Genomic DNA, 23,764 nt, shown 5'->3' with positions numbered 1-23,764 from the left:
CGACCGAGCCGAGAGCGCCATGGAACTCTTCAATCCGAACGCCAACATCAACTTCATGGGCTGGCGCAAAGTCAGCCTGGCGGTCTCCTGTCTGCTGATGATCCTGTCCGCCGGCGTGATCTTCGTGCGCGGCCTGGACTACGGTCTGGACTTCACCGGCGGTGCGCTGGTCGAGGTGGTCTATCAGGAGCCGGCCGAGGTGGCCGACGTGCGCTCGGCGCTGACCACGGCCGGCTTCGAGAACCCGGTCGTGCAGAGCCTCGGCGGTACGCGCGAATTCGCGATCCGCTTCGCGCCGCGCGAGGAGGAGGCGGCCGCCGAAGGCGCCGAGGCTTCCGCGTCGCAGGCCGCGCACAACCGCATCGCCAACGACGTGCTGTCCGCGCTGAAGGCGGGCCGCTCCGACGTCGCGATCAAGCGCAGCGAGTTCGTCGGACCGCAGGTCGGCGAGGAGCTGCGCACCGACGGCCTGATCGCGGTGATCGTCGTCGCGCTCGGCATCGCGGTGTACCTGTGGATCCGCTTCGAATGGCGTTTCGCGGTGGCCGCGGTCGCCAGCGAGATGCACGACGCGCTGCTGACGCTGGGCATCTTCGCACTGACCCAGCGCGAGTTCGACCTGCCGGCGCTGGCCGCGGTGCTGTCGGTGGTCGGCTATTCGATCAACGACAAGATCGTCGTCTTCGACCGTGTCCGCGAGATCTTCCGCTCCACGCGCAAGGCCGAGCCGATCGAGGTGTTGAACCGGTCGATCAACTCGACGATGTCGCGCACGATCATGACCGGCGTCACCACGGGTCTGGCGGTCGGCACGCTGTACTTCCTCGGTGGTCCGGTGCTCGAGAACTTCGGCCTGATCATGCTGATCGGCATCTTCATCGGCATCCTGTCCTCGATCTTCTTCGCCAACCCGATCCTGCTGCTGCTCGGCGTGTCGAAGAAGGACCTGATGCCGGTGACGCGCGAGGATCCGGAGCTGGCGCGGCGTCCTTGATCTGGCCGTGCATGGATAAGAAAAACGCCCCGAAAGGGGCGTTTTTCTTTGGGGGGCGGATCGAAAGCGAGGCCGGTATCGCAACGGCAACCGGGCGCCGTCGTTCGCGGGCGACCGGGACGTACCGGTCTCAGGCGCCCGGCGGATTCTCGAAATCGCTCGCGAAGATCACGTCGGACCCCTCGACGATGATGATGCCGGCCATGCCGACGCCGCCGGGGCCGCCGTGCTGGCTGCAGAAGTAGCGTGCCGTTCCGGCGTCGGGAAACGTCACGGTCGCCTGCCAGATCGCGCTGCTCGGATCGCCGATCGGGCTCGCGCCGCAGGCCGTGGAGCAATGGAAGGGTGTCACTGCATCCGGATCGGATTCGACGTTGTGAAAGCCGCCAGCGTTGACGAAGGTGACCGTGTCGCCGGGCGCGATCGTCAGCGATGGCGGGTCGAAGGTCATGTTCGGTCGTGCCGTCACCGTATGGTCGGCGGCGAACGCGGTGACGGTGGTGGCGAGCGCGAAGGCGCCGGTCATGAGCAAGGCGTAGCGACGCATCGATGATCTCCTGAAGGACGAAGGTCCATGCTCTGAGTACCGCCGGAGGGCCGGCGGGTTGCCTCGACGAACCGCGCAGGCAGGCGACCCTTCGCCGACCGGTCCAGCGCACGGCCCTTCGAGGTCTGGTGGAGGGTGACGGCCGTGGTTGCGCATGGTCGATATCGGCCCGGACCGCTCGTGGTCAGCCGGCTGCACCCATCGCGCCGTTATGTGACGGGTGCCGTCAGCGCCGGGCGTGCTGCGGCAGGCCCGGCTCTGCGCTCTGGCAGCGCTCTTCGGACCCCTGCAAGGCCTGGGCGGCGGCACAGACGTCGATCGATGCCGCCGCACCGCCCACCTTGCCGAGGAGCCGGATGGCGTCGGATCCCCGCAGACGCGGGTTGAGCTGCAGCAGCAACGCGATCGCGCCACTGACGTGGGCTGCCGCCAGCGAGCTGCCCGAGGCGTAGTCGTAGCGGCCGCCGGGTTCGAGTGTCAGGATCTCGCGACCCGGCGCGCCCAGCGTCCGTTCCGAGGTCGGCGGAGCGTCGGTGTCGGCGACCGCTATGACGCCGGGGACGTTCAGCGGAAAACCGTCCAGTCGCCCGCTGCCCGGCAAGGCGCCGATCACGATCGCGCCTCGATCGATGGCCTGGCGCACCAGCTGCTCGAGCAGCGGATCGGCCGGGCCGCCGAGACTGAGATTGATGATCCGTGCGTCGACGTCAATCGCCGCATCCAGCGCTAGGGCCAGCGTGAAGGAGTTGCAGCGCGCCGTCGTGCTGTCGGCCATGCTCCAACATGCGCGATACGCGTACAGCCGTGCGCCCGGTGCGATACCGGCGATGCCGATACGGTTGTTGGCGACCGCGGCGATCACGCCGGCCACCTGGGTTCCGTGCCGGTCTTCCGCGGCGACGGCCTGATTGGCACCGACGAAGTCGCGCGTCAGTGCGATCCGGCCGCGCAGGTCCGGATGCGCGACGTCGACGCCGCTGTCGATCAGCGCGACGCGCACGCCCGAACCGCTGCTCCAGCGCTGCGCCTGGTCCGCCCCGATCGCGGTGAACCCGCGCTGCAGGCCGATGTAAGGATCGTTGTAGCGCGTGGCGGTCGCTGCCGCTGCCGGGTCCGGTATCGCGTCCACCGCCGGGGTGGTCAAGGTGTCGAAGCTCTGCAACGGCTGCACCAGGCGCACACGATCGTCGCGGCGCAGCCGTGTGAGCATTTCTTCGTGGTCGGCCTTGGAAGGGAGCTCGTAGAGCATGCAGCGCAGTCGCAGCGACTTGATCGTCCAGGCCGAGACCTCGCGCAGGCCGTAGTCCTTGGCCAGCCGCGCCGCGCCGGCGATGCTGCGAAGGCTGCCGTTGTAGTTTGGCAGTCCGCCATAGCCGCGCGGGGTCGAGCCGACGATCGGCGGCGGGTCGGGTTTTTCGGCGATCGCGACGATCAGCAGGCGCTCGGGCTCGAGCTGGTTCTGTGGCGTGGCCGCCGGCGCCGAGGCGGCGGCGACCAGCAGGGGGAGGAGGCACAGGAGGAGGCCCCGGCCACGAAGCCGTCCCCAGCCTGTCGACGAACGGGTGCGCAGTTGGTCCATCAGCGTGACGCGGCGCTGCCGATCGGCTCGGCTAGAAGGACGCCGCGATACGCACGCAGGCGTTCGACGGTACGTGTGGCGTCCGCGGCGCCGCCGGACTCGAACGCCAGACCGTAGATCGATCCCCCGGCGTTGCTCTCGACGATCCGCAGGTCTTCGGCGCCGAGCATGGCCTGCAGTTCGGCGAGCGTCAGCGTCGGCGCGGGTACCAGTCGGATCACCGCGCTGGAGGGTTGCGTGGGCGTGCTGGTCAGGGTCCGGTATTCGGTGCGCGGATCTTCACGTTGCAACAGCAGCGGGGCCAGCACGGCCAAGCCGATTCCCTGCACGAGGACGGCCGCGATCAGCACGCGTTGGAGCAGGTGCTGCCTGCGCGGCGCACGTGCACCGGTCCGGTCGGACCGATCGGTGTCGCTCTCCAGATCGATGCGTGCGAGCAGTCGGCGCAAACCGTCCTGGGCCTGGCGTTCGTCGCCGTCCACGCCGTCCTCCGCGATGCCGGCCCGCAGCCGGCTCTGGAACGCGTACTCGTCGCGGCAGTCGGCGCACTGTCGCAGGTGATCTTCGACGGTCTGCCGCTCGGCGGTCCCGGCGCTGCCGTTGACGAACCAGGGGATCAGTTCCCAGATCTGGCGGTGGGGCAGGGTGGAGGTATTCATCGCTTCATCCTCGCGCCGCATCGGCATGTACGGAATCCTCGCCGCCCAGGGCCGGCAGTGTATTGCGCAAGCGCAGGCGAGCGTGAAACAGGCGCGCCTTCACGGTACCGACGGCGACATCCATGATCGCGGCGATCTCTTCGCAGGACTGGCCGAGGTAATAGGCCAGCTCCATCGTCATCCGCTGCTCGGGTGGCAACGCGAGCAGGCCGCGGCGCACCCAGTCGCTCCGCTCGACCTGTTCGGCGTCGTCGCTCGTGCCCTCGCTCAGGGCGGTGCTCGGTTCCGACGCAACGGGGCGGTCGCGCAGCGTCTTCATCAGGCAGCGATAGGCGATGCCGAATATCCAGGTTGCGACTTTGGCATCGCCGCGGAACTGGTTGGCGTCGCGCCAGACCACCCACATGGTCTCGTTCACGATCTCGTCGACCAGGTCGCGTCGTGCGGTATGCCGTGCCAGGAAGCGTGCAAGCCGGTGATAATGGTGAAGATACAGCCGCTCGAAAGCGGCACGGTCGCCCTGGCCGGCGCGGCGCAGCCATTGCAGGTCACGCGCGGCGGGCTCCTTGCCGCCTTCCACGTCGGGCTCGGTATCGGGGCGACCTTCGCGCGGCACCTTCGCGCCTCCATTCGTCGATTCGGGGTCTTGGCCGTATGTACCACGAGAGAGCCGGAAGGTTGTATGGCGCCGCGATCGCGCCGCCGCGCCCGCTGGGCAGCCTGCCGCTATGCTGCGCCGCGCTGTGCGCAGCCTGCGGCGCGCTCGCCTCGGCGCCGGTCCAGGGACAGGCCTGGAGCGGCTCGATCGGTGCAGCCAGCAACAACCTCTATCGCGGCTTGAGCCTCAGCAGCGACCGGCCGGCCTGGCTGGCGGATGTGCGTTACCAGTTCGGCGGCGAATGGACCGTCGGCCTGGGTGTCGGCGGCACGCTCGGCGAGCGGCGTCAGGGATACGATTCGGCGGTGGAGCAGGTCGTGCTGCGCGTCGATCGTCATTGGCAGATCGATGCGGACTGGGCCGCGCAGCTCGGCATTGCGCACTACGAAGAGCCGTGGAGCTTCTGGCACAGCCAGCTGCGCTACGACGAGATCAGCGCCGCAATCGGCTACCGGGGGCGCTGGAGCGTGAGCGTGGCGCTGGCGCCGGACCGCACGGCTGTCTATGCCTGGTCGCGTTACGAAAGCAGTGGCATCGCCACCTGGGCCGAAGCCTCGTTCCGGCAGCCGCTGTTCGATCGGCTCGCCGCCGACGTCGGCCTGGGTTACGCCGGACTCTCCCACAGCGGAGATCGCGACTACGGCTACATCAGCGCCGGGTTGAGCTATGGTATCGACGATGTCGATCTGTACCTGTCACGCGTCTGGACCAACACCACGGCACCCCACTACTGGTGGGACGAGGATGGTCGCCCGGAGCGCTCGCGCTGGCTGGCCTCGCTGATCTGGAACTTCTAGGGCATGGCATCGAAGAGCGCACGAGGGCGCCGGCGGTGTGGCTCCGCGGAGGCAGCTGCCGATCGTGCGGGGTGTCCGGCCAGGACCGCGTCACCGCGCCGCGTCCCCGATGCATCCGGGCTCGCCGGTTGAGTCATTTCCAGGATTTGTACAGGTGACGCGTCCCGCTGAAAGGCCTAGTCTGCATCGCCGCCATCTCGAACGGCACGCGCGGGGGAGGGGGCGCGGCACCCTGCGGTTTCGGTAAGCCATGCGTCGCCCAACGCCGATCGCACGGGGCACTTTGCGTCGGCGCACGGCGGCATTGCCGCATGCCCCGTCCTGGCCGGCGCGTATGGGAGTGACGTCGCTGCCTGTTTCGTTTTTTCCCGACTGCCCTGACCGGCAGTCCCGACACGCCGGCCGCGCCGGGACCGCGCGGCGTGGATACCTTCATCAGCGGCCCGATCGCCCTTGGCCGCCTCATTTCCAGGAGTCCGTTTCATGCTGACTTTGCCATCGCGCACCGCGCTCGCGGCCGCACTTGCTCTCGCACTGGCCGGCGCCACGAGTGCACAGGCCACCTCTTCCACGGTCGCGGCCGAGCGTCCGGCGATCGCCGCGCTCGACCGTGCACGGACCGATCCGGCCCTGCTGATCCTGCAGGTCGGCATCTTCGATCCGGCCGTGCAGCAGCTCGACGCGAGCGCGGCCGGCGCAGCGAGGACGCAGACCAGCGCGTATGCGATCGTGCAGTTCGAGGCCGGCCGTCTCGGCGAGCGCAAGGCGCTGGCGGCGCGTGGCGTCGAGTTTCTCGGCTACCTGCCGAACAACGCCTACTACGTGCGCCTGCAGGGCATCGCGCTGGACCAGCTCAATGCACAGCCCGGCGTGCGCTGGGCCGGCGCACTGCAGCCGGCGATGAAGCTCGATCCGCAGCTGTGGACCGCCTCGCGCCGCGATTCGGCCGCGCGCCGCGACGACGGACGCTACGAGATCCTCGTGCGCGGCTTCGCCGGCGTGTCGTCCGTCCACATCGCCGACGCGCTGCGCCAGGCAGTGCCGGACGCGAACGTGACCGAGCGCAGCGTGCGCGCCGACGCCGAGCCGTACCTGCGCGTCGAGATCGATGCGACGCAACTGGATGCGCTGCTGGTCGCGGCGACCGCGATCGAAGGCGTCAGCTACGTCACGCCGTGGATTCCGCCGCAGTGGGCCAACAGCGGCTCGGTCGGCGCGATCCAGGGCAATGCGATGGGGGCGTGCACCGGCTCGGGCACGGTCTGCGGGCCGGCGCCGCTCTGGGATCACGGCCTGCTCGGCAGCGGTCAGATCGTCGCCGTGGCCGACTCGGGCACCACGCCGAACATGGCCTGGTTCGCGACGCTCGACAAGGGCGAGGGTCCGCATACCGCGGTCACGTTCGCCGAGCAGCCGGCACTGCCGAACGTCGGCACGCTGCATCCGGACAACAAGATCATCGGCTACTGGACCCAGCCCGGCGCGATCGACTACGACTTCACGATCGGCCACGGCACGCACGTGACCGGTACCGTGGTCGGCGACGTCGCCGGTACGTTCGGGAAGACCACCTATCTGGCCTCGACGCCGCTGCTGCCGAACCACGATCTCGCCGACGGCATGGCGCCCAACGCGCAGCTGCTGATGCAGGACAACGGCAACAACAACAGCCCGGTCGTGCAGGATTTCGCCGGCACGCTCGAGCAGGCCTATGCCGGCGGCGCGCGCGTGCACAGCAACAGCTGGGGCGCGCCGACCGGCGGTCAGTACAACGGCAACGATGCGGCGGTCGACGCGACCACGCGCCGCAACGAAGGCCTGCTGGTGCTCGTCGCGGCCGGCAACGACCGTTCCGGTCCGAGCCAGACCAATTCCCCCGGCAACGCCAAGAACGCGATCAGCGTCGGCGCGCTCGGTCATGCCGGCAGCACGCAGCACGCCGGTTATTCGAACCTGGGCCCGGCCGCCGACGGCCGCGTCAAACCCGACATCGCCGCGCCCGGCAGCAGCATCGTCTCGGCATCGGTGGTCGGCTCGCAGGTCACCGACACGATCACCGCGCCGCAGACGCGCAGCCTCTCGGGCACGTCGATGGCGACGCCGACGCTGGCCGGCAATGCGGTACTGCTGCGCCAGTTCTTCGCCGACGGCTTCTACCCGCGTGGCGAGAAGACCGCTTCGGATGTGCTGCATCCGACCGGCGCGATGATGAAGGCGGTGCTGTTGAACGGCACGCACCCGCTGACCGCCGAAGCCAACGGCCACCTGTGGCCGACCACCGCCGACGGCTGGGGCCGGGCCTGGCTCGACGGCAATCTGTGGTTCAAGGACACGCTGCCCGGCGGCGACGACAGCCGCCGCCTGCGCCTGTTCGAGCGGACCAATCCGGCCGGCCTCGAGACCGGCGACGTCAACACCTACACGATCGAGAACGTCGCCGCCGGCATCGAGCTGCGCGCGACGCTGACCTGGTTCGACGTCGAGGCCGCACCGTCCGCCGCTTCGGTCCTGGTCAACAATCTCGATCTCGAGGTCGAAGGCCCGGAGGGCAGCGTCTTCCTCGGCAGCGCCAGCATTCCCGGCGGCGTCTCCGCGCCGGGCGGCACCGCCGATGCGAAGGACACCGTCGAGCAGGTGCGGCTGACGACGCCGGTAGCCGGCCGCTACACGTTCCGCGTCAAGGCGACCGCGGTGCCCGGCAACGGCAGCGACGGCAGCGACCGCCAGGGCTATGCGCTGGCGGTATCGGGCGCGTTCGCGCTGCCGGACACGGCCGCGCTGCCGGCGCCGACCGAACTGGCCGAGGTCGAGGTCGCCGGCATGCGCGACGGCATTGCGATCGGATTCTCCGGTGCCGACGAGGCGCAGGGCTACCAGCTCTATCGCGCCGACGGCAGCTGCGCGGAAGCCGCACCGGGCGATTTCCATCTGGTCGCCACCGGCACCGAGTCACCGCTGGTCGACGCACGCGCATCGGCCGGTGGCCGCTACGCCTACACGCTGCGCGGCATCCACAACGACGTCGAAGGCGAAGTGTCCGCCTGCCTGAGCCTCGACGAGATCTTCACCGACGGCTTCGAGGCGCCCGAAACCGACGACTGAGGTTTGCTGCGATCGGCCCCGAAGGGCGGCGTCGCAAGGCGCCGCCCTTCGTCGTCGATGCATATGGGAAATCATGACGGACGCTGCACGAATGGAGCATGCGCGCGCGATCGCCTTCCGAGCCGATGCGTTTCGATCGGCGACGCAGGACAGCGTCGGAGATGGTGGGCCGTGATGGGATCGAACCATCGACCAATGGATTAAAAGTCCACTGCTCTACCGCTGAGCTAACGGCCCAATCAAAGACTTACGTGCGTTTCTCGGGAGGCCGTTGCAATTCTGGTGCAATCGTGCGGCCCTGCAGACGCGATTGGACGGCCTCCATCGCTGTCGCCAGCCTGGCCGCATGCGTGTATCGCTCGGCCATAGCGCGGGTCTTCCAGCCGCCCAAGCCCTGAATTGTAGCCGCATCGAGCCCTGCATGGGCAGCGTTGCTCGCCATCGTGTGGCGCAATGTGTGGGGCGTGATCGACCGCGGGAGCCCGGCGCGATCGGCGACGCGGCGGAAGATTGACCTGCGTGCGAATTTTGTAGCCAATCAGGCGGTGAGTCCGGATTGAATGGTATCGGGTTCCTGCCACGCCTGGCGAACACTGGCCGGAGTCTTGTAGCGATGCGTGCTGTGCGGTCGCTGCTCGTTGTAGAACTGCCGCCAGCGCTCGATCAGCACCTTCGCCTCGGTGCGGCTGCGGAACCATTCGCGATTGAGCAGCTCGTCGCGCAGCTTGCCGTTGAAGCTTTCGACGAAACCGTTCTGCCAAGGGCTGCCCGGCGCGATGAAGGCCGGGCCGATCGCCGCGTCGCGCAGCCAGCGCATGACTCTGGCCGCAGTGAACTCGGCACCGTTATCCGAGCGCACGAACGCCGGCTTGCCGTAGAGCCGCATCAGCCGCGACAGCGTCAGGATCACGTCCTGCGCCCGCAGACTGGCGCCGACCTCGATCGCCAAGCACTCGCGCGTGTACTCGTCGATCACGCACAGCAGCTTCAACGCGCGGCCGTCGACCATCGGGTCGTGCACGAAATCGTAGCTCCAGACCGCGTTGGGTCGCACGGCGCCCGGCAGCCGGATGTCGCTGCCCGAACGCCGACGACGCGGCCGGCGCCGCGGGATGTTCAGACCCAACGCGCGCCATTGCCGAAGCACGCGAGCCTCGCCGAGCGCCAGCCATGCCGCCATCCGCCGATACCCGAACCGCGGCACCTGCGGCGAGGCCGTCAGCAGCTTCTCGGCCACGGCCCGGTCCTTCTCGGGCTGCGTCGGCTCATAGCTGCTGATGCGCCGGCTCAGGCCCAGATACCGGCACGCCTTGCGCTCCGAAACTCCCCGACGGACCAGCACCTGGACCGACTCGCGCCGCGTCGTCGGGGTCGTCATTTTTTTCGGACGATCTCCTTCATCCCGTCGATCACCAGCATCTGTTCGGCGACCAAGCGTTTGAGCCGACTGTTCTCGGACTCGAGATCCTTGAGCCGCCGCGCGTCCGGCACGTCCATACCGCCAAACTTGTTGCGCCAGCGGAAAAAGGTCTGCTCGGTCAGGTTGTGCTTCTTGCACAGCACCTTGATGGGCATCACGCCGGCCTAGGCCTCGCGCAGGATGTCGATGATCTGCTCGTCGCTGAAACGCTTCTTCATGAGTTCTCCTTGCCTGTTGAGGGTAGAGAACTCACCATCCGCATGGCTACAAGATTCGTCTCAGGTCAGTGCATCTCACGCTGTATGAGACTGCCTGACCATCCTCGGGCGTCAATGATCGAAACCGTCGTCGAACAGCACGTCCGAGAGCTCCAGACGATGACGATACAGCGCCAACGTCGTTCCACTGGCGACTTGCCAGGCACCATCACCGAGCGGAACGACCGACAGATATGTACCGGTTTCCGGAAAGTCGTCGAGCGATTGCGGCACAGTCAGAAGAGAGCCCGTTGAACCATCGATCAACATGAGCTGGTTCTGAGTCGCGATCAACGACTGCCGCAGGTCGCCACCCACCGCATGGAGCGCGCGTGGCGCTCCCGGCAGCGCGAATCGGCGCAACTCGACACGTGTCGCCAGATCGTAAAAGTGCGTCTCACCGGTAGAAGAGAACACAGCGAGCTCGGCGCCCGATACACCGGAAGCGATGTGGCTGATCCCGGTATTGGGTATCGGAATCACCCAATCGAGCAGGCCGGTCGCTCGATTGTACGCGCGTACGCTGTCGCTGAGCGCGGCAACCAGCAGGCCCTTTCCGGGCGTCGTCGGATCCTCGATGGAAACGACTTGGTAAATCGCCGCCGTATGGTCTCCCATCGCGGGGGAGCGCCACAAAGGCGCTCCACTCGTCCCGGAGAGGACCAGTAGAGCGGCGCTCTGATGCGAAGTGTCGTACACGGCGAGCGCGAAATCCTCGACGCCGTCGCCGTCGTAGTGCACCAGGGCGATGTCCTTGATCACCAGGTTGTTCAAAGCGGGGGTCGAGAACGAAAAGAGATTGAGCCCGACCTCCTTGGTTACGCCGTCGAGAACGAGGATGCGGCCCATTCCCCTGTCTTCCCCGGCCAGGACGATGTCCATGCCGTTTCCGCTGGCTTGCGCACGCAGTACGGCCTTGCTGCGCGACATGCGCCAGACGCCGGACGCGGCTGCCGACTCGAACCAGCGGCTGTCCCAGGTGCGCTGCCCATCGGACAGATCGAACATTGCCAGCGTGGCGATGTTCGATCTGTCCGATGCATCGACTGCGACCAGCTCTATGCGCCCGTCGCCGTCAACGTCTCCATAGCCGGTTCCCAGGAAGGGACCCGCGGACATGCGGATGCGCGCGCGCGTTTGCCCGTCCACGCCCGACGCAATGGTGATCATCGAACTGCCGCCGTTGAATGCCAGCTCGGCTGCCTGGTCCGCGTCGAGATCCGCCGTGACGATCGAGTTGACGCTGGGCTCGATATTCTGCACGGCGAATCGCTCTTCACCGGATGCGCCGTCAATCACATGCACCGAACCCCACTGCGCGTCCCCAATCAGGACCATGTCGTGAGCGGAACCCGGCAGCTGACCCGCTGCCACCGCGCCGATGTCATGAGTGCTCTTGCCGCTCCACAGCGGAGACCACGGCGCGCCGCGAAACACCGTATAGGAATACCACCTCTGGGCTCCTACCCACTGGTGGGAGGCGGCTTCGCCGAAGCGGCCGGCGGCCAGCTGGATTCCGAAGCCGTCGATATAGCTCCAGTCCGTGGCATGGGTGGCACCGTCGAGTACGAGGCCCGGCATGCACGCCAGGACGATCTCCAGCGCCGGATCGGCGTCGAGTGGCGCGAGTGCCAGATCGGAGCAGTCGGAGACGGCATACGTGTTCACGAGTCTGCCATCGGACAGCGCGTACATATGCAATCCGGTGGCGGTTAGCACGACGACGTCCTCGTGCCCGTCCGCGTCGACGTCGCCGATCGCCGCAGTTTGAGCACCGGCGGCGATCGGAAAAGCGTTGACCTGTTCGAAATCCCAGCCCCGATACTCGCGCAGCATCCCTTCGTGGTCGACGACTACGACGTGATCCACACCGTCGACACGATGCGCGAGCAGGCGTGCTGTCGGCGCAAAAGCGCTCAATACGCGGGCCGGTGCGACGTCATAGCCGGCAGCCGTATGTCTGAGCGTGGCGAGGACGGCCGGGCCTCCCGTTGGAAGAGCCGCCGGCCAGGGCGATCCGTCCAGTATCAGCTCGCTGACGCCGTCGCCGTCCAGGTCGGCTGCGAGCAGCTGACCGTTGCCGGGCTGCGGCATGAAATCCATGCGCCGATCGATCGGCTCGAGTCGTGGAAACGCGGCTTCGGCGCACGCGGCCAGCCCCATCAGCAGCCACGAAACATGGCGTAATCTGCTCAATCGTCCCATCGCGTGCGCTCCGAAGGCGGGAGCGAACGTCGAAGCGGAGCCCCCATGCCGCGCGCATTTTACCGGATGCGTCGTACGGACAGGGTATCGACGTTCTCCTCCGGCTGTTCGCCGAACTCGAGCGCGCCGTCACTCCGGCGCGCTCGAGTTCGGGAGAGTCAGCGCGCGCGGCCGACGATCAGATTGTCGAACACGCCCCAGGCGTAATCACCGTCGGGCAGGGCCACCGGCGCGGCGATCGTCAGGCGGCGGATCGGCCGCGTCGCGACGAAGCCGCGGAAGTCGCGCTGGCTCGTCGCGGTGAACGTCTCGACGCTGCCGTCGTCGAGCGTCAGCACGATCGGCGTCGGCAGCTGCAGGTTCTCCTCGATGCTGGTCGAGACGAAGAACAGCTGGCCCCAGAAGTGGCCGCCGAGCGCGGTCACCGGCGCGCCGGTGAAGTCGATCGTCAGCCGGCTGTCCGGACCCGGCCCCATCGGCGCGAGCATGCCGGCACCGGCGAACAGGAACAGATTGCCGAAGAAGCCGGGCGGCGAGCCGGTGACCTGATACGTGTAGGCGCCGTCGCCGAACGCGAGCGGACCGTGCACGTAGCCGCTGCGCAGGCCGGTGAACGTATTGCGATCAGCGCCGGGCGCGACCGCGGCGCGAAACGCCTCGGCGTCGTCGTAGGTGCGCAGCGCAGCGCCGCAGACGCCGTCGCTCGCGTCGTCGAAGCCGTTCGCGAACAGACGGTCGGCCGCGGTGCACGGCTCGGCGCCGACCTGCAGCTGCAGCGCGATCGCGCGCAGCGCGTCGGTATCGTTGCCGGCCACGCACAGTTGCGCGGTGTAGTCGCCGGCGGTGAGGCCGGATGCATCGATCGTCAGCTCGACCGCTTCCTGCGCGCCGCCGGCGATCTGGCCGCTGACGTTGCCGAGCTGCAGCCACGACGGGCCGCCCGGTGCTGCGCAGTCGTCATCGGCGGCCGTCACCGCATAGCCGAGCAGGCCGCCGCCGGCATTGCCGATCGCCAGCGTCCGGGTGTGCGTCGCATCGGCGCCGACCGAGACCGCGAGCCGCACCGGCGCCGCGACGCGCGGCATCGTATCGCTGATGCGCACGTCGTCGATCCACCAGCCGCCGGCGCCGTCGACCGTCCCGGCACAGTCGGTCGCCAGGCGCCAGCGCAGCTGCACGCTGCGGCCGGCGGCGGCCATCGGCAATGCGACGGCCACCGGCGCGAATGCCGCCTGCGTGCCGCTCCAGGCCATCCGGCCGGCCAGCGGATGCGCGCTGCCGCCGCAGACCGGTGCGGCCGCGAGCATGCCGGTGTAGCCGCCGGTCGTGAACTGGCCGCCGGCCGCGATCACGTCGGCGAACGCGCCGCCGTCGATCGCGATCTCGAGCACGCCGCCGTCGGCACCGGCCTCGGTCGCCAGGCGCTGGCGGAACTGCACCTCGCCGCCGGCGGATGGCACCGCGATCGGCGCGCTGGTCAGGGTCGCCTCGCCGGACGCACCCGGCGCCGGCGTGTGCACGGCATTGGGCGAGGTATCGGCGGCCTCGGTCTGCGTGACCCACGGCGATCCGGCGCCGCTGGCGCTCGTCGTCCAGCCGGCCGGCAGCGCCGGCGCGGTCAGCGCGTCGAAGTGCCAGGCCTGCGCGGCGCTGCCGTCGTCGGCGAGGTTCAGCGTGATGCTGGCCTCGTTCGGCGGCTTGCCGGTGCCGTCGCCGATCAGATGGATCTCCAGCGGCAGATCACCGGCATAGTCGGCCGGCACGTCCAGATCGACGATGACGACCTGCAGCTCGCCCGGCGCCGGGGAGCCGGACAGGCTGCCGCAGCCGGCCGGCTGCGGATAGCCGCGCTGATACCAGCCGCCTTCGCGCGTGCCCATGCCGAGCACGAGCACGTCGACGTCGCTGCACCAGGTGAAGGTGTTGCGCTCGCGGATCGCCGACAGCGTCACGCCCTCGGGCACGCGGAAGATCGTCGTGTCGGCGCCGGCGTAGGCCTCGGAGATCAGACGCAGATCGATCACGTAGCTGTTGATCTGGCCGCGCGTATAGGTGGTCGGGCTGGCGCTTGCGGTCAGCGCGATGTCGGCCTGCGCGAGCGGCGCGGCGAGGAGCGCTGCGAGCAGTGCGAACGGGCGTACGAGAGCTGCGCTCGATGCGCTGCGGCGGCTTCGGATGGAGGGAACGCTCACTGCACACCTCCGACGACCAGGTTGTCGAGCGTCGGCCAGCGGTCCGGCGTGGTGCCGGCCGGCGGATCGACGATGTCCGGTGCCTCGATCAGCAGATAGGCGATCGGCTCGCCGTGGCTGACGAAGCCGACGAAGCTGTCCGGGTCGGCCGCCTCGAGGATCGCGGTGGCGCCGAGCGTGCCATCCTGCAGGATCACGTCGACGCCGATCCGGCCGTCGGTCGGCCGCAGCGAGAAATCCGACGGCCAGACCTGGCCGCCGATCGCGCCGATCGGCCGGTCCTCGAGCGTGGTCCAGACCATCAGCGGCTCGTCGACCTGGTCGGTCGAGACGAAGCCGGGGCCGTTGTAGAGGCCGTGATGCGTGCCGGGCGGTGTGAACAGCCACAGACTGAAACCCTGATCGGTGTAGTGCAGCGGCGGGCTGTGGCCGGGCATGACCTCGTCGAACGCCAGCTCGACCCGGCCGGGTGCGAGCGCGGCCAGAAACGCGGCGCGGTCGGTGTAGACGCTCACGCTGCTGCCGCGGCGGTCGAATGCGTCGGCGAAGACCGGATCGGCCGTGGCGATGCGTGTCGCGCTGCCGCTGCCGGCGGCGCCCGAGCGCGTCGTCGGCGTGGCGTAGGCCGGCGCGGCGGCGAGCGCGAGCGCGAGCAGGGCGGCGCTCGGTGGGAGGAAGGCGGATCGTCTGGTCATGGGCTCGTCGTGCACGGATGAAGAGAGGGCGGCGCGGCGGACGCGAAGCGCGCGCCGGCCGGATGCCGCGCAGACTGTGATGACGGCCGCTGGCGCCGGTCCATTCCAGCGGCCTTACGACCGCCTTACGAACGTCTTCACACCTTTGCGATCAAGGACGTAAAGCGGCCGGCGGGACTGTCAGCGCGGCCGGCAGGCGGCGCTCGCCGGCGCAGCGCCGGGCCGCGTCCAGCGCCGCCTGCCAGGCCGGTGCTGCGCCGAGTACGTGCGCGACGCGCAGCCGGACCACGGCGCTGTCGTAGTCCTCCTCGGCCCAGGTGCCGACGCGTCCGGCCAGCTCGGCGGCCTCGGCGATGCGTCCGGCCTCGAGCAGGAACGGCACGTACGAGGCGACGACCGCGGCGATCGTCGACGGCAGTCCGATCGCGTCGGCCTCGGCCAGTGCCCGCCGGTACGCGGCGTCGGCCGCGCCGGCATCGCCGCGATGGGCGGCGCGTTCGGCCTCGGCCAGCCGTCGGTACGGCGAGGCATGGCGGCTGCCGGGGCTGTCGTCGGTGATCTCGGGACTCGCCGCGCCGTCGCCGCCGAGTGCGCGCTGGCGCGTCAGCGCCGACCGCGCGCGCAGCACGTCGTCGCCGCCGCCGGCCAGTGGTTCGGCCGGCAGCGCCAGGGCGGCCTGTCGCGCCGCGTCGCTGCGGTCCTCGGCCAGCGCCAGCTCGACCTCGAGCAGGCGCAGCCGCTCCTCGTCGCGCGAGGCGGCCAGATAGTCCAGATTGCCGGCCGCCAGCATCTGCAGCAGGTCGTGCAGCTCGCGCAGGCGGCCGACCGCGAACAGGCTGCGCGCGCGCTGCAGGCCGAGCACGCGGCGCAGCAGCGGATCGCCGCTGGCCGTCGTGATCGACCAGGCGCGCTCGTTGGTCGCCATCGCCGCGCGCAGTTCGAGCAGGTCGAGCTGGACGTCCTGCAGACCGATCAGTGCGCTCTTCAACGGCCGCTGTGCGCCGAGCGCCTCGAACGCGCGCGCGGCCCGTTCGAAACGCGGCCCGGCCTCGGCGAACGCGCCGCGGCCGGCGTCGAGCACGGCCCAGCTGAGGTCGACGCGCGCCACGCCGAGCGCGTCGCCGCTCTGATCGAGCAGCACGCGCGCGCGGCCGAGATCGGCCAGCGCCGCGGCGGTGTCGGCGCGCATCGACGCGGTGATGCCGCGGCCGAGAGTGGCCTCGCCGAGCGTATGCGGAAACGTCGCCGCGCCCGGCACCGCCAGCGCGGCGTCGAAATCGGCGCGCGCCGGCCCGGCCTGGTCGAGCGGAATGCGCGCGGCGCCGCGCGTGATCAGGATGCGCATGCGCAAGTACGGATCGTCCGCGCCGGAAGCCCGATCGAGCAGCTGCGTCGCGCGCTCGATCGCGGCCTCGAAACGGCCCAGGCGCGCCTCGACGCGCGCGGCCAGCAGGCCGGTCTCCGGATCGTCGCGCAGCGCCGGCGGCGCGGCCTCGAGCAACGCCTGTGCGCGCGGCGCATCGTCCTCGAGCAGGGCGGCGCGCGCCTGCTGCAGCAGGCCGGCCAGATCGGCGCCGAGGCTGCGGTCCGGCGGCGCGCGGCCGAGCGCGGTCAGCAATCGGTCGCCGGCCTGCTGCAGCGCAGTCATGGCGTCGGCATCGGTCGCGACGATGCGGATCGGCGCCGTGGCCGACGGCGTCGCGGTCAGCGTCACCGCCCAGGCCGATTCCTGCCGCGCGACCGCGCCCTCGACGACGGTGTCGATGCCATCGGCGCGCAGCCGCCGCGGTGCATCGGCGTTCGCGGCGACCAGGCCGAGCGTGACCTCGGCCGGCTGCACATGGAGACCGGCGCGGGTCAGGCGGTCGGCGAGCAGATCCATGCCGCCGAGCCGCACCCAGGCCAGGCCGTCGGCGGTCTCGACCGCGAACGGCAGCACCGCGTAGCGACGCTGGCTGGCCGTCGGCGCCGGCGGATCGTTCGCGCGTTGCGAGGTGCCGGGCCGGTGCACGTAGCCGACGATGCCGGCCGTCAGCACCAGCGCGGCCAGCGCGCCGAACGCGGCGATAGGCAGCAGCCGCCGGCGTCTCGGGCCTGGAACCGGAGTGGATACGACAGCGTGGGCCGCTGGGCGCTTTACGACCGGCGTGTCCGTCCGTGCGGGGGCGATCGTCTCCGCCGGCGCGCCGATCGGCTCCGGCGTCGCTGGCGGCCGCGCTGCGTCATCGCGCTCGACCCCGGTCTCCGCGACCCAGCGATAGCCGTAGCCGACGATCGTGCGGATGCAGCGCTGCTGTTCGGCATCGTCGTCGATCACGCGGCGCGCGCGCAGGATCAGCTGGAACAGCTGCGTCTCCGAGACGTTGTCGCGGCGCCACACGGCCGCGATCAGCTCGGCGCGCGTCACCGCGCGCTCGCGCTGCTCGATCAGGTGGACCAGCCCGGCGAACACGCGCGGCGGCACCTCGATCAGCGCATCGCCGCGCCGCAGCTCGCGGCGCGCGGGATCGAGTCGGAACGCGCCGAAGCGGTAGACGGAGCCGGTCATCCGCGCACTATGGGTGATCGCGCGGGGGAGTCAACGGCGCTTGGTCAGGGGGATTGCCGGCCTCGGAGCGAATCTCGCGCGTTCGCGCCGGCTCGGTCCCGCACGTCCATCCGCGGGAATGCCACCCTCTCGATCAGCGTCACCGTCGTGCAACGGCGCGGGAGATGAGGTTCGCACCGTTCGGCCGCGATCGCGATGCCGTGGCGGAATGCGCATGCTGCGGAAATGGCGCCGCACCGTTCGGTCAGGGTATCTCGAAACCGTCTTCGAAGATTGCCTCGGTCAAGATCAGCTTGTAGCGATACGTCGTCACCTTCGTGGCAGGCGCGAGGTGCCAGACGCCGCCGCCTTGATAGGAAACGCCGACCTGCAATATGTCCGTGTCGAATGGGCCCAGATATGGCGTGGAGGCGCGGACGATCCCGGTCCGGCCGTCGAGCAACAGCAGACGGTCGCTCGACACCGCTAGCAGGGCATCCGCCCTGCCAAGCGGGATCACGTCGAGCAGCGTCAGTCCCGTCGCGAAGGTTCGCACTGGTGCCTGCGTGGCCGCAGCGAAGAATTGCAGCTCGCCCGTGCGCGTGAACGAGACGATTTCCGCACCGGCGACGCCCTCGGCCAGATAAGCGGCGCCGTCATTGGCCACGGTCAGCTGCCAGACCGCAGCGCTGGACGGAGGCCGGAACGCGAAGAGTCCGGTGCTCGTCGCGGTAATGAAGAGGTCGTCTGCCGACGTGGCGCCGGGAGCGACGAACACGCGCTTGATGGCCGCGAACGGACCGCCCAGATCGCCGGATGTCCACAGCACGGTACCGTCAAGCAGGGAAAGCACGCGCAGGCGCGGCCAGTACACGCCCGAGGTGGTCCTGGTCTCGGCCGAGATCAAGTCGTCGTTGCCGTCGTGGTCGAAGTCATACGGTACCGCGTGAAGTATTCCGCCGAAAGAATCTTGCGGCATGCCGCCGATCGTCAGAGACGGCGCCATTTCGGGAGGATCGGTGACCACGATCCGACCCATACCGTGCACCATCGTGGTCCTGGCCGTGCCCGACAGGACGACACGCAGCCGGTCGTCGGAATTCCGTTGCGCCAGACCGATGGTGCGCGTCTCGATGCGGAACGCGTCGCCCAGCGATCCGGAGCTGCCTGGAGACGTCCAGCGGACCGTTCCGGTCGCTGAGTCGGTCATCGTCACCGCACCTGGACTCATCGTGTTGGCCGCCGACAGCAGTTCTTCTCGACCGTCGTCGTCGACGTCGGCGATGGAAGTCATCGAGTAGGGCAGTTGGGTGGGACTGAAAGACCAGCGGGTCGCGCCGCTCTGTCCGTCGGCGACCAGCAGGGCCACACCCGAGCCTTGTGTCGCCGTGAGCACGATCTCGGCTGTGCCGTCACCATCGATGTCCGCCGTCGTCACGGCCTCGACTTTCGAATTTCCGTTGGTAAGCCCGAATCGTTCCGACTGCGTCGCCGTATCGAAAACCGTGACGCTTCCATCGACGCTACCGATCAGGAGCAGGTTCGCTGCCGAACCGGTATCCGCCGCCATCGCGATCGAAGCGATCGACCGGTCGGTCGGTCGATGCCAGTTCTGCTGCCAGGGTTGAGAACCGAACAGGTCGAAACCGGTGCTGCCCGCCGCGGCACTGGCCCAGTTCTGGACGCCGCCCATCGGGCTCGGGCCGACGGCCAGAAGCGAGCCGAAGCCGCCCGGATACGACCAATCCGTCGCGAACGTCGTGCCGTCGAGCACGAGGCCGGGCGCGGAGCCGCCCAGGATGATCTCCAGGGCCGGATCGCCGTCCAGTTGCGCCAAGGCGACGGCCGTACTCCCAGGCGTTGCGTGCTCGCGCAGCAGATTTCCGGTCGCGAGGGAGTAAATCTGAAATCCGTTCGGGTCGGCAATGATCAGCTCGGCGACACCGTCGTTGTCGATGTCGCCGATGTCGCCACTGTTCACGGTGTCGCGCGTGGAGAAATGCCGCAGCTCCCGTAGGGGCCATTGCCCGTAGATGCGCGCCATTCCGTTGTGGCCGATCGTGACGATGCGCGCCTCACCGTTCTCGGACCAGGCAAGGACACGAACTAGGCCGCTGCCTCGAGGCCAGTTTCCGGCATCGTCGGGGACGATACTTTGCTGTTTGAAGCGCAGGGCGCCATCGGCATCGCGGCCGAGCGCAAGGAGCAGCGAATCCTCGCGAAAGGCGCCGAACACGACGTCCTGGACACCGTCCGCGTCGACATCGGCGACGGCGAATCCCCCTACACCGGTCTTTCCGAAACTATAGACGTAACGGTTGAGTTCAACGAAATCTGCGGCGTTCGCAGCGCAGACGAAGGCGAGCGATCCCAACATGAAGCTCAACTTGCGAAACGGATTCACGGTTACCTCGACCGGTGCGTAGGGGCCGCTTAGAAGTGACCCTTGGAGACTGGTTCATCATCACCCCGGTACGAATTGCGGGCAAGTGCTGGGCCGATCCGGCAAAGCGACGTGCTGGCCCGGTTTAGCCCCGGTCTCAAGGGAATGCTTCGAAGCAGTCGAGGAAAATGGCATCGGTCGACACGAACTGGTCGCGATAGGTCCCACGTCGGTCGCAACGGCGATGTGGCATGTCCCCTTCCCTGACAGGTGGCGCCGATCTGGGTGGTTTGAAAAGCGCCCGCTTGACCGGCGATCAACTGAACCTGCTTCCCAGGAACGGACGCCAAGAAATGCCGTTCTAGCCGGCTTGCTTCAACTTCTTGGCATAGTCGTTGGGCGACACGTAGCCGAGCGAAGAATGCAGGCGGGTAGGATTGTAGAAGCCGTGTATGTAGCCAGCGATGGCGGCATGTGCGGCCGCCTTGGTGGCGTACACGCCGATAGCCTCTTCGTTCTTGAGCGTGGCAAAGAAGCTCTCAGCCACCGCGTTGTCCCAATAGTTGCCCTTGCGGCTCATGCTCGGCACGAAGCCATGCGCGGCCAGCGTTTTGCTGAATTCGCCGCTGGCATATTGGCCACCGCGATCGGAGCGAAACAGTACGCCAGGCCCCGCCGGCGAAGCCGACCAGGCATTGAGAAACGCTTGCCGCACCAGGTCCTCGGGCATTCGATCGGACAGGCTGTAACCCAGCACTTGTCGGGTGCGCAGGTCATCACTGCGGCCAGATACAGCCAGTCCTCGCGCGTTGGCAAATAGGTGATATCCCCGACCCAGACCGGTAGCGAATGATCCACTGCGAACTGCCGATCCAGGCGATTATCGGCCACCGCCCGGCCATGCCGGCTGTCAGTGGTGCGCGGCTTGAAGCGGCCCTTGACCTTGCCCCGCAAGCCTTCTTGGCGCATCAGTGGGGCCACTGGCTTGTGTCCCACGGTATGGGCACGGTCTCGAAGCGCCTGGGCCAGACGCGGACGGCCATAGGTGCCGCGACTGTCCGCGTGAAGCGAGCGCAGTGCGACACGCACGGCTGCCTCCGGATCAGGACGACCTTGGCGATGCAGCCAGTCGTGGAAGCCGGAAACCGAAGCCGACAGTACGCGGCACAGCACCCGGAGCGGATAGTGAGCCCGTTCACGCGCGACAAAGGCGTACCTCACTTGGACTCCTTGGCGAAGAACGCCGTCGCAAGGGTGGAGGGGCGATTGCGGCTCGGTGCGCGTACGACCAGCCGATCCTCCGCATTGCCGCCTCCACCGGCTGAGGTCTAGGCTCGGAGAAGGTGCGCAGGCTCTGCTTGCGCCGTTCGCTTGAGGGTGTTGCATCAAGAACGGGCAGGAGCCCGTTTTTCGACACCCTGCTAGAGGCCGTCGAAGCCGTCGCCGAAGATGGCTTCCCGCAGTTCCAGACGGTGTCGATAGAGGGCGACCTGGGTGCCACTGGCGATCTGCCATGAACCGTCTCCCTGCGAGTGGACCGCCAGCCGCCCACCGGTTTCCGGGAAAGGAGTGAGCGAATCGGACGTCACGCGCGTCAGGCCGGTGGTTCCGTCGAACACCCTCAGCGCGCCTCCGGAAGCTGCCAGCATCGAGCGGGCGTCGTCGTCGAGCAGGGTCATCGCACGCAGCGGCGACGGCAGTGAATACTGGCGCAATGGGGCGAGCGTCGCCGCGCTGAAGAATTGCAGGTATCCGCCGCTCGAAAAAACCGCGATCTCCGGGCCTTCGACTCCCGACGGGACATACAGGGCACCGTCGCTGTAGACGGGAAGGATCCAGTTCAACAGGCCAGTGGAAGCGCTGAAACTGCGCAGGCTGTTCGACATGACCGCGACCAACTGCGTATCCGCACCGGCCGACGTGCCGTCAATGAAAAAAACGCCGATCAGCGCGCTGGTGCCGCCGCTCCCCATGGCGGCGGACGTCCACAACGTACTTCCATCCACGCCAGACAAGACCGTCAAGGCGCCGGTGTTTCCCTGCAAGGCCAACAGGAAATCGGCTGTTCCGTCCTGATCGTAGTCGAGCAGGGCCATGTCCCGGATGGCGCGTGATTGCAGCGTGCCGCCCAGATAGCCGGAGACATCCAGGCGAACCTCCTTCGTCTTGCCGTCGACGACCAGAAGCTTGCCGCTGTGGTACAGCGATCCCGCCAATACGATGTCCATCCCGCCCATCGAGGGGCGAGCAACCAGCTCGATCCGAGATGTCGATATCGCAAGTGGATAACCGGGCGGAAGCTGGCCTTCTGCGGTACGCCACTTTCGCTGCCCTGTCTCGGCGTCGAAGATCGAGATCGCCCCCGTGCCGCCACCGTCGTGACGCGCGGCGGCGACCAGCTCGATGCGGCCGTCGCCGTCGACGTCACCAAGTGCAGTAGACGTATAGGGGGTCTCGTTTGGATAGAACGTCCAGCGAAGGCTGCCGGTCTGACCATCGGCTACCGCCAGTGCGTGATTGAATCCGGAAACGTAGCTTGCCGCGAAGACGATGTCGTCCAGGCCGTCGCGATCGAAATCGACGCCCGCAACCGCCCCGACGCCGCCGCCGCCGTTGGAGATCTGAAGCCGCTCTTGTTGGTCGACGCCGTCGAATGCGCGGAGCGAACCCCAACTCGCGTCGCCGATCAGCAGCCAGTCGCGACCGCTGGCATCGAGGGTGGCGGCGCCTACGGTGTCGATACTTTGTGCCAAGGTTTTGCTCCACAGAGTCGACCAGGGCGACGAACCGAACAGCGTGAAACTGGAGGGGGCCTGGGTGCCCACCCACTGGTCGGCGGGATCTGCGCCGAAGCGGCCAACTGCCAAGTGATAACCGAAGCCGTCGGCGTACTGCCAGTCGATCGCATGGGTTGCTCCATCCAGAATCAGACCCGGTGTGCCTCCGCCCAGAATGATCTCGAGTGCAGGATCCGCGTCCAACTGGGCCAGCGCCACCGCCTCGTTGCCGGAGACGGCCAGACTGCGCAGCAACTGGCCGCTGGCCAGCGCGTAGGTATGGAGGCCTGTCTGGGTTACGACGACCAGATCATCGTTGCCGTCCGCATCGACGTCGCCGATGGCGGCGGAGAACGCATTTTCGACAATGGGGAACGTCCGTCGCTCGCGAAGCGGAACATCGGCGTACTCGCCAACGATACCGCCCGCGTCGACGGCGATGATTCGCGGATCGCCGGCCTGCGACCAAGCCAGCATCCGGACAGTTCGGGTCGGCGATTCGAGGATCGTCTCGTTGTCGAGTATGCCGAAGGAGCCGTCCGGTTGGCGTTTGAGAATCGCGATGACCGACTTTTGGCTCGGAAAAGGAGAAAAACCGACATAGCCCTGAAACACCACTTCCTGGACGCCGTCCCCGTCCAGGTCCGTGATGGCGAGATGCCCTGCTCCGAGCTGAGAGATCGTGTCGACACGGTGCCCTTGCTCGATGAGGCGAGGTTGTGTGGCGGAGACCGCGAACGCCGTTGTCCCCCACATCAGGTTCAACAGCGCGGTGGTGCCGAGCAGTCTTGCTGCCGTCATCTGGATGGTCCGATGTTTCCTGGCGGACCATTATGCCGTAGCGGTGCAGGCCAACGCAGAAAGCCGCGGCATCGGCCCGTACCTGGCAGAGACCACAGCGAACGACGCGCCACCTTCGCGCGTCAATTCGATAAGCTCCGCATGCCGCGACAAGGGGTGATGCGCGGGGCA

The 23,764-nt window shown here is 68.2% G+C and carries 16 protein-coding genes, 1 tRNA gene and 1 pseudogene; 3 read left to right on the top strand and 15 right to left on the bottom strand.

Features of this window, described 5'->3' with window-relative positions; genetic code table 11:
• The first annotated feature begins 19 nt into the window (after window positions 1-19).
• Window positions 20-994: a protein translocase subunit SecF gene (secF, locus tag VMR06_RS11305; RefSeq protein ID WP_325376315.1), complete on the top strand. Its 975-nt coding sequence runs from the start codon at window positions 20-22 to the stop codon at window positions 992-994.
• Window positions 995-1,124: 130 nt separating this feature from the next.
• On the opposite strand, the gene VMR06_RS11300 is transcribed toward secF, so the two are convergent.
• The 4 genes from VMR06_RS11300 to VMR06_RS11285 all read right to left on the bottom strand — a co-directional run bounded on the left by VMR06_RS11300 (window position 1,125) and on the right by VMR06_RS11285 (window position 4,395).
• The gene (locus tag VMR06_RS11300) at window positions 1,125-1,541 is read right to left on the bottom strand and encodes a plastocyanin/azurin family copper-binding protein (protein WP_325376313.1); all 417 of its coding nucleotides are present in this window, start codon (window positions 1,539-1,541) and stop codon (window positions 1,125-1,127) included.
• Window positions 1,542-1,767: 226 nt separating this feature from the next.
• Window positions 1,768-3,120, bottom strand: coding sequence for a S8 family peptidase (locus VMR06_RS11295; RefSeq protein ID WP_325376312.1), 1,353 nt, complete (start codon window positions 3,118-3,120; stop codon window positions 1,768-1,770).
• Window positions 3,120-3,779 carry a zf-HC2 domain-containing protein gene (locus tag VMR06_RS11290; protein ID WP_325376310.1) on the bottom strand — a complete coding sequence of 220 codons (660 nt, stop codon included), beginning with the start codon at window positions 3,777-3,779 and terminating at the stop codon, window positions 3,120-3,122. Before VMR06_RS11290 ends, VMR06_RS11295 begins: the two co-directional genes overlap by 1 nt.
• Before the next feature lie 4 nt (window positions 3,780-3,783).
• Window positions 3,784-4,395 carry an RNA polymerase sigma factor gene (locus tag VMR06_RS11285; RefSeq protein ID WP_325376308.1) on the bottom strand — a complete coding sequence of 204 codons (612 nt, stop codon included), beginning with the start codon at window positions 4,393-4,395 and terminating at the stop codon, window positions 3,784-3,786.
• Window positions 4,396-4,433: 38 nt separating this feature from the next.
• On the opposite strand from VMR06_RS11285, the gene VMR06_RS11280 reads away from it, so the two are divergent.
• Together VMR06_RS11280 and VMR06_RS11275 are read left to right on the top strand one after the other, a co-directional pair.
• Window positions 4,434-5,234, top strand: coding sequence for a hypothetical protein (locus tag VMR06_RS11280; RefSeq protein WP_325376306.1), 801 nt, complete (start codon window positions 4,434-4,436; stop codon window positions 5,232-5,234).
• A 483-nt stretch (window positions 5,235-5,717) separates the two neighbouring features.
• Complete coding sequence (locus VMR06_RS11275; RefSeq protein WP_325376304.1) at window positions 5,718-8,336, top strand: S8 family serine peptidase; 2,619 nt, start codon at window positions 5,718-5,720, stop codon at window positions 8,334-8,336.
• Window positions 8,337-8,498: 162 nt separating this feature from the next.
• Here VMR06_RS11275 and VMR06_RS11270 read toward each other — a convergent pair.
• The 11 genes and pseudogenes from VMR06_RS11270 to VMR06_RS11230 form a co-directional block, all read right to left on the bottom strand.
• Window positions 8,499-8,573: transfer RNA gene (locus VMR06_RS11270), tRNA-Lys, on the bottom strand.
• 10 nt (window positions 8,574-8,583) lie between these two features.
• Entirely contained in the window at window positions 8,584-8,874 is a 291-nt protein-coding gene (locus VMR06_RS18200; protein ID WP_414648116.1) for a tyrosine-type recombinase/integrase, read from the bottom strand.
• A protein-coding gene (locus tag VMR06_RS11265; protein ID WP_325376302.1) for an IS3 family transposase occupies window positions 8,875-9,914 on the bottom strand; the annotation gives its coding sequence in 2 pieces (ribosomal slippage) (window positions 8,875-9,725 and window positions 9,725-9,914; 1,041 coding nt in all).
• A 171-nt stretch (window positions 9,915-10,085) separates the two neighbouring features.
• Entirely contained in the window at window positions 10,086-12,218 is a 2,133-nt protein-coding gene (locus VMR06_RS11260; protein WP_325376300.1) for a hypothetical protein, read from the bottom strand.
• A gap of 158 nt (window positions 12,219-12,376) precedes the next feature.
• Window positions 12,377-14,410: a hypothetical protein gene (locus VMR06_RS11255; protein ID WP_325376298.1), complete on the bottom strand. Its 2,034-nt coding sequence runs from the start codon at window positions 14,408-14,410 to the stop codon at window positions 12,377-12,379.
• Window positions 14,407-15,105, bottom strand: coding sequence for a hypothetical protein (locus tag VMR06_RS11250; protein WP_325376296.1), 699 nt, complete (start codon window positions 15,103-15,105; stop codon window positions 14,407-14,409). Before VMR06_RS11250 ends, VMR06_RS11255 begins: the two co-directional genes overlap by 4 nt.
• 151 nt (window positions 15,106-15,256) lie before the next feature.
• Complete coding sequence (locus VMR06_RS11245) at window positions 15,257-17,653, bottom strand: winged helix-turn-helix domain-containing protein (RefSeq protein ID WP_325376294.1); 2,397 nt, start codon at window positions 17,651-17,653, stop codon at window positions 15,257-15,259.
• A 244-nt stretch (window positions 17,654-17,897) separates the two neighbouring features.
• Window positions 17,898-20,036 carry a hypothetical protein gene (locus VMR06_RS11240; RefSeq protein ID WP_325376292.1) on the bottom strand — a complete coding sequence of 713 codons (2,139 nt, stop codon included), beginning with the start codon at window positions 20,034-20,036 and terminating at the stop codon, window positions 17,898-17,900.
• 340 nt (window positions 20,037-20,376) lie between these two features.
• Window positions 20,377-20,787 (bottom strand): DDE-type integrase/transposase/recombinase, encoded by a 411-nt coding sequence (locus VMR06_RS11235; RefSeq protein ID WP_325376576.1) that lies wholly within the window; start codon window positions 20,785-20,787, stop codon window positions 20,377-20,379.
• Between the two features lie 167 nt (window positions 20,788-20,954).
• Window positions 20,955-21,401 (bottom strand): annotated as a pseudogene (locus VMR06_RS18195) (IS3 family transposase); the annotation flags it as partial.
• 35 nt (window positions 21,402-21,436) lie between these two features.
• Window positions 21,437-23,593 carry a VCBS repeat-containing protein gene (locus tag VMR06_RS11230; protein WP_325376290.1) on the bottom strand — a complete coding sequence of 719 codons (2,157 nt, stop codon included), beginning with the start codon at window positions 23,591-23,593 and terminating at the stop codon, window positions 21,437-21,439.
• Window positions 23,594-23,764: the final 171 nt, after the last annotated feature.

Source organism: Dokdonella sp. (assembly GCF_035511235.1).
Lineage (GTDB): Bacteria > Pseudomonadota > Gammaproteobacteria > Xanthomonadales > Rhodanobacteraceae > Dokdonella.
This window is presented reverse-complemented; position numbering and strand designations above follow the sequence as displayed.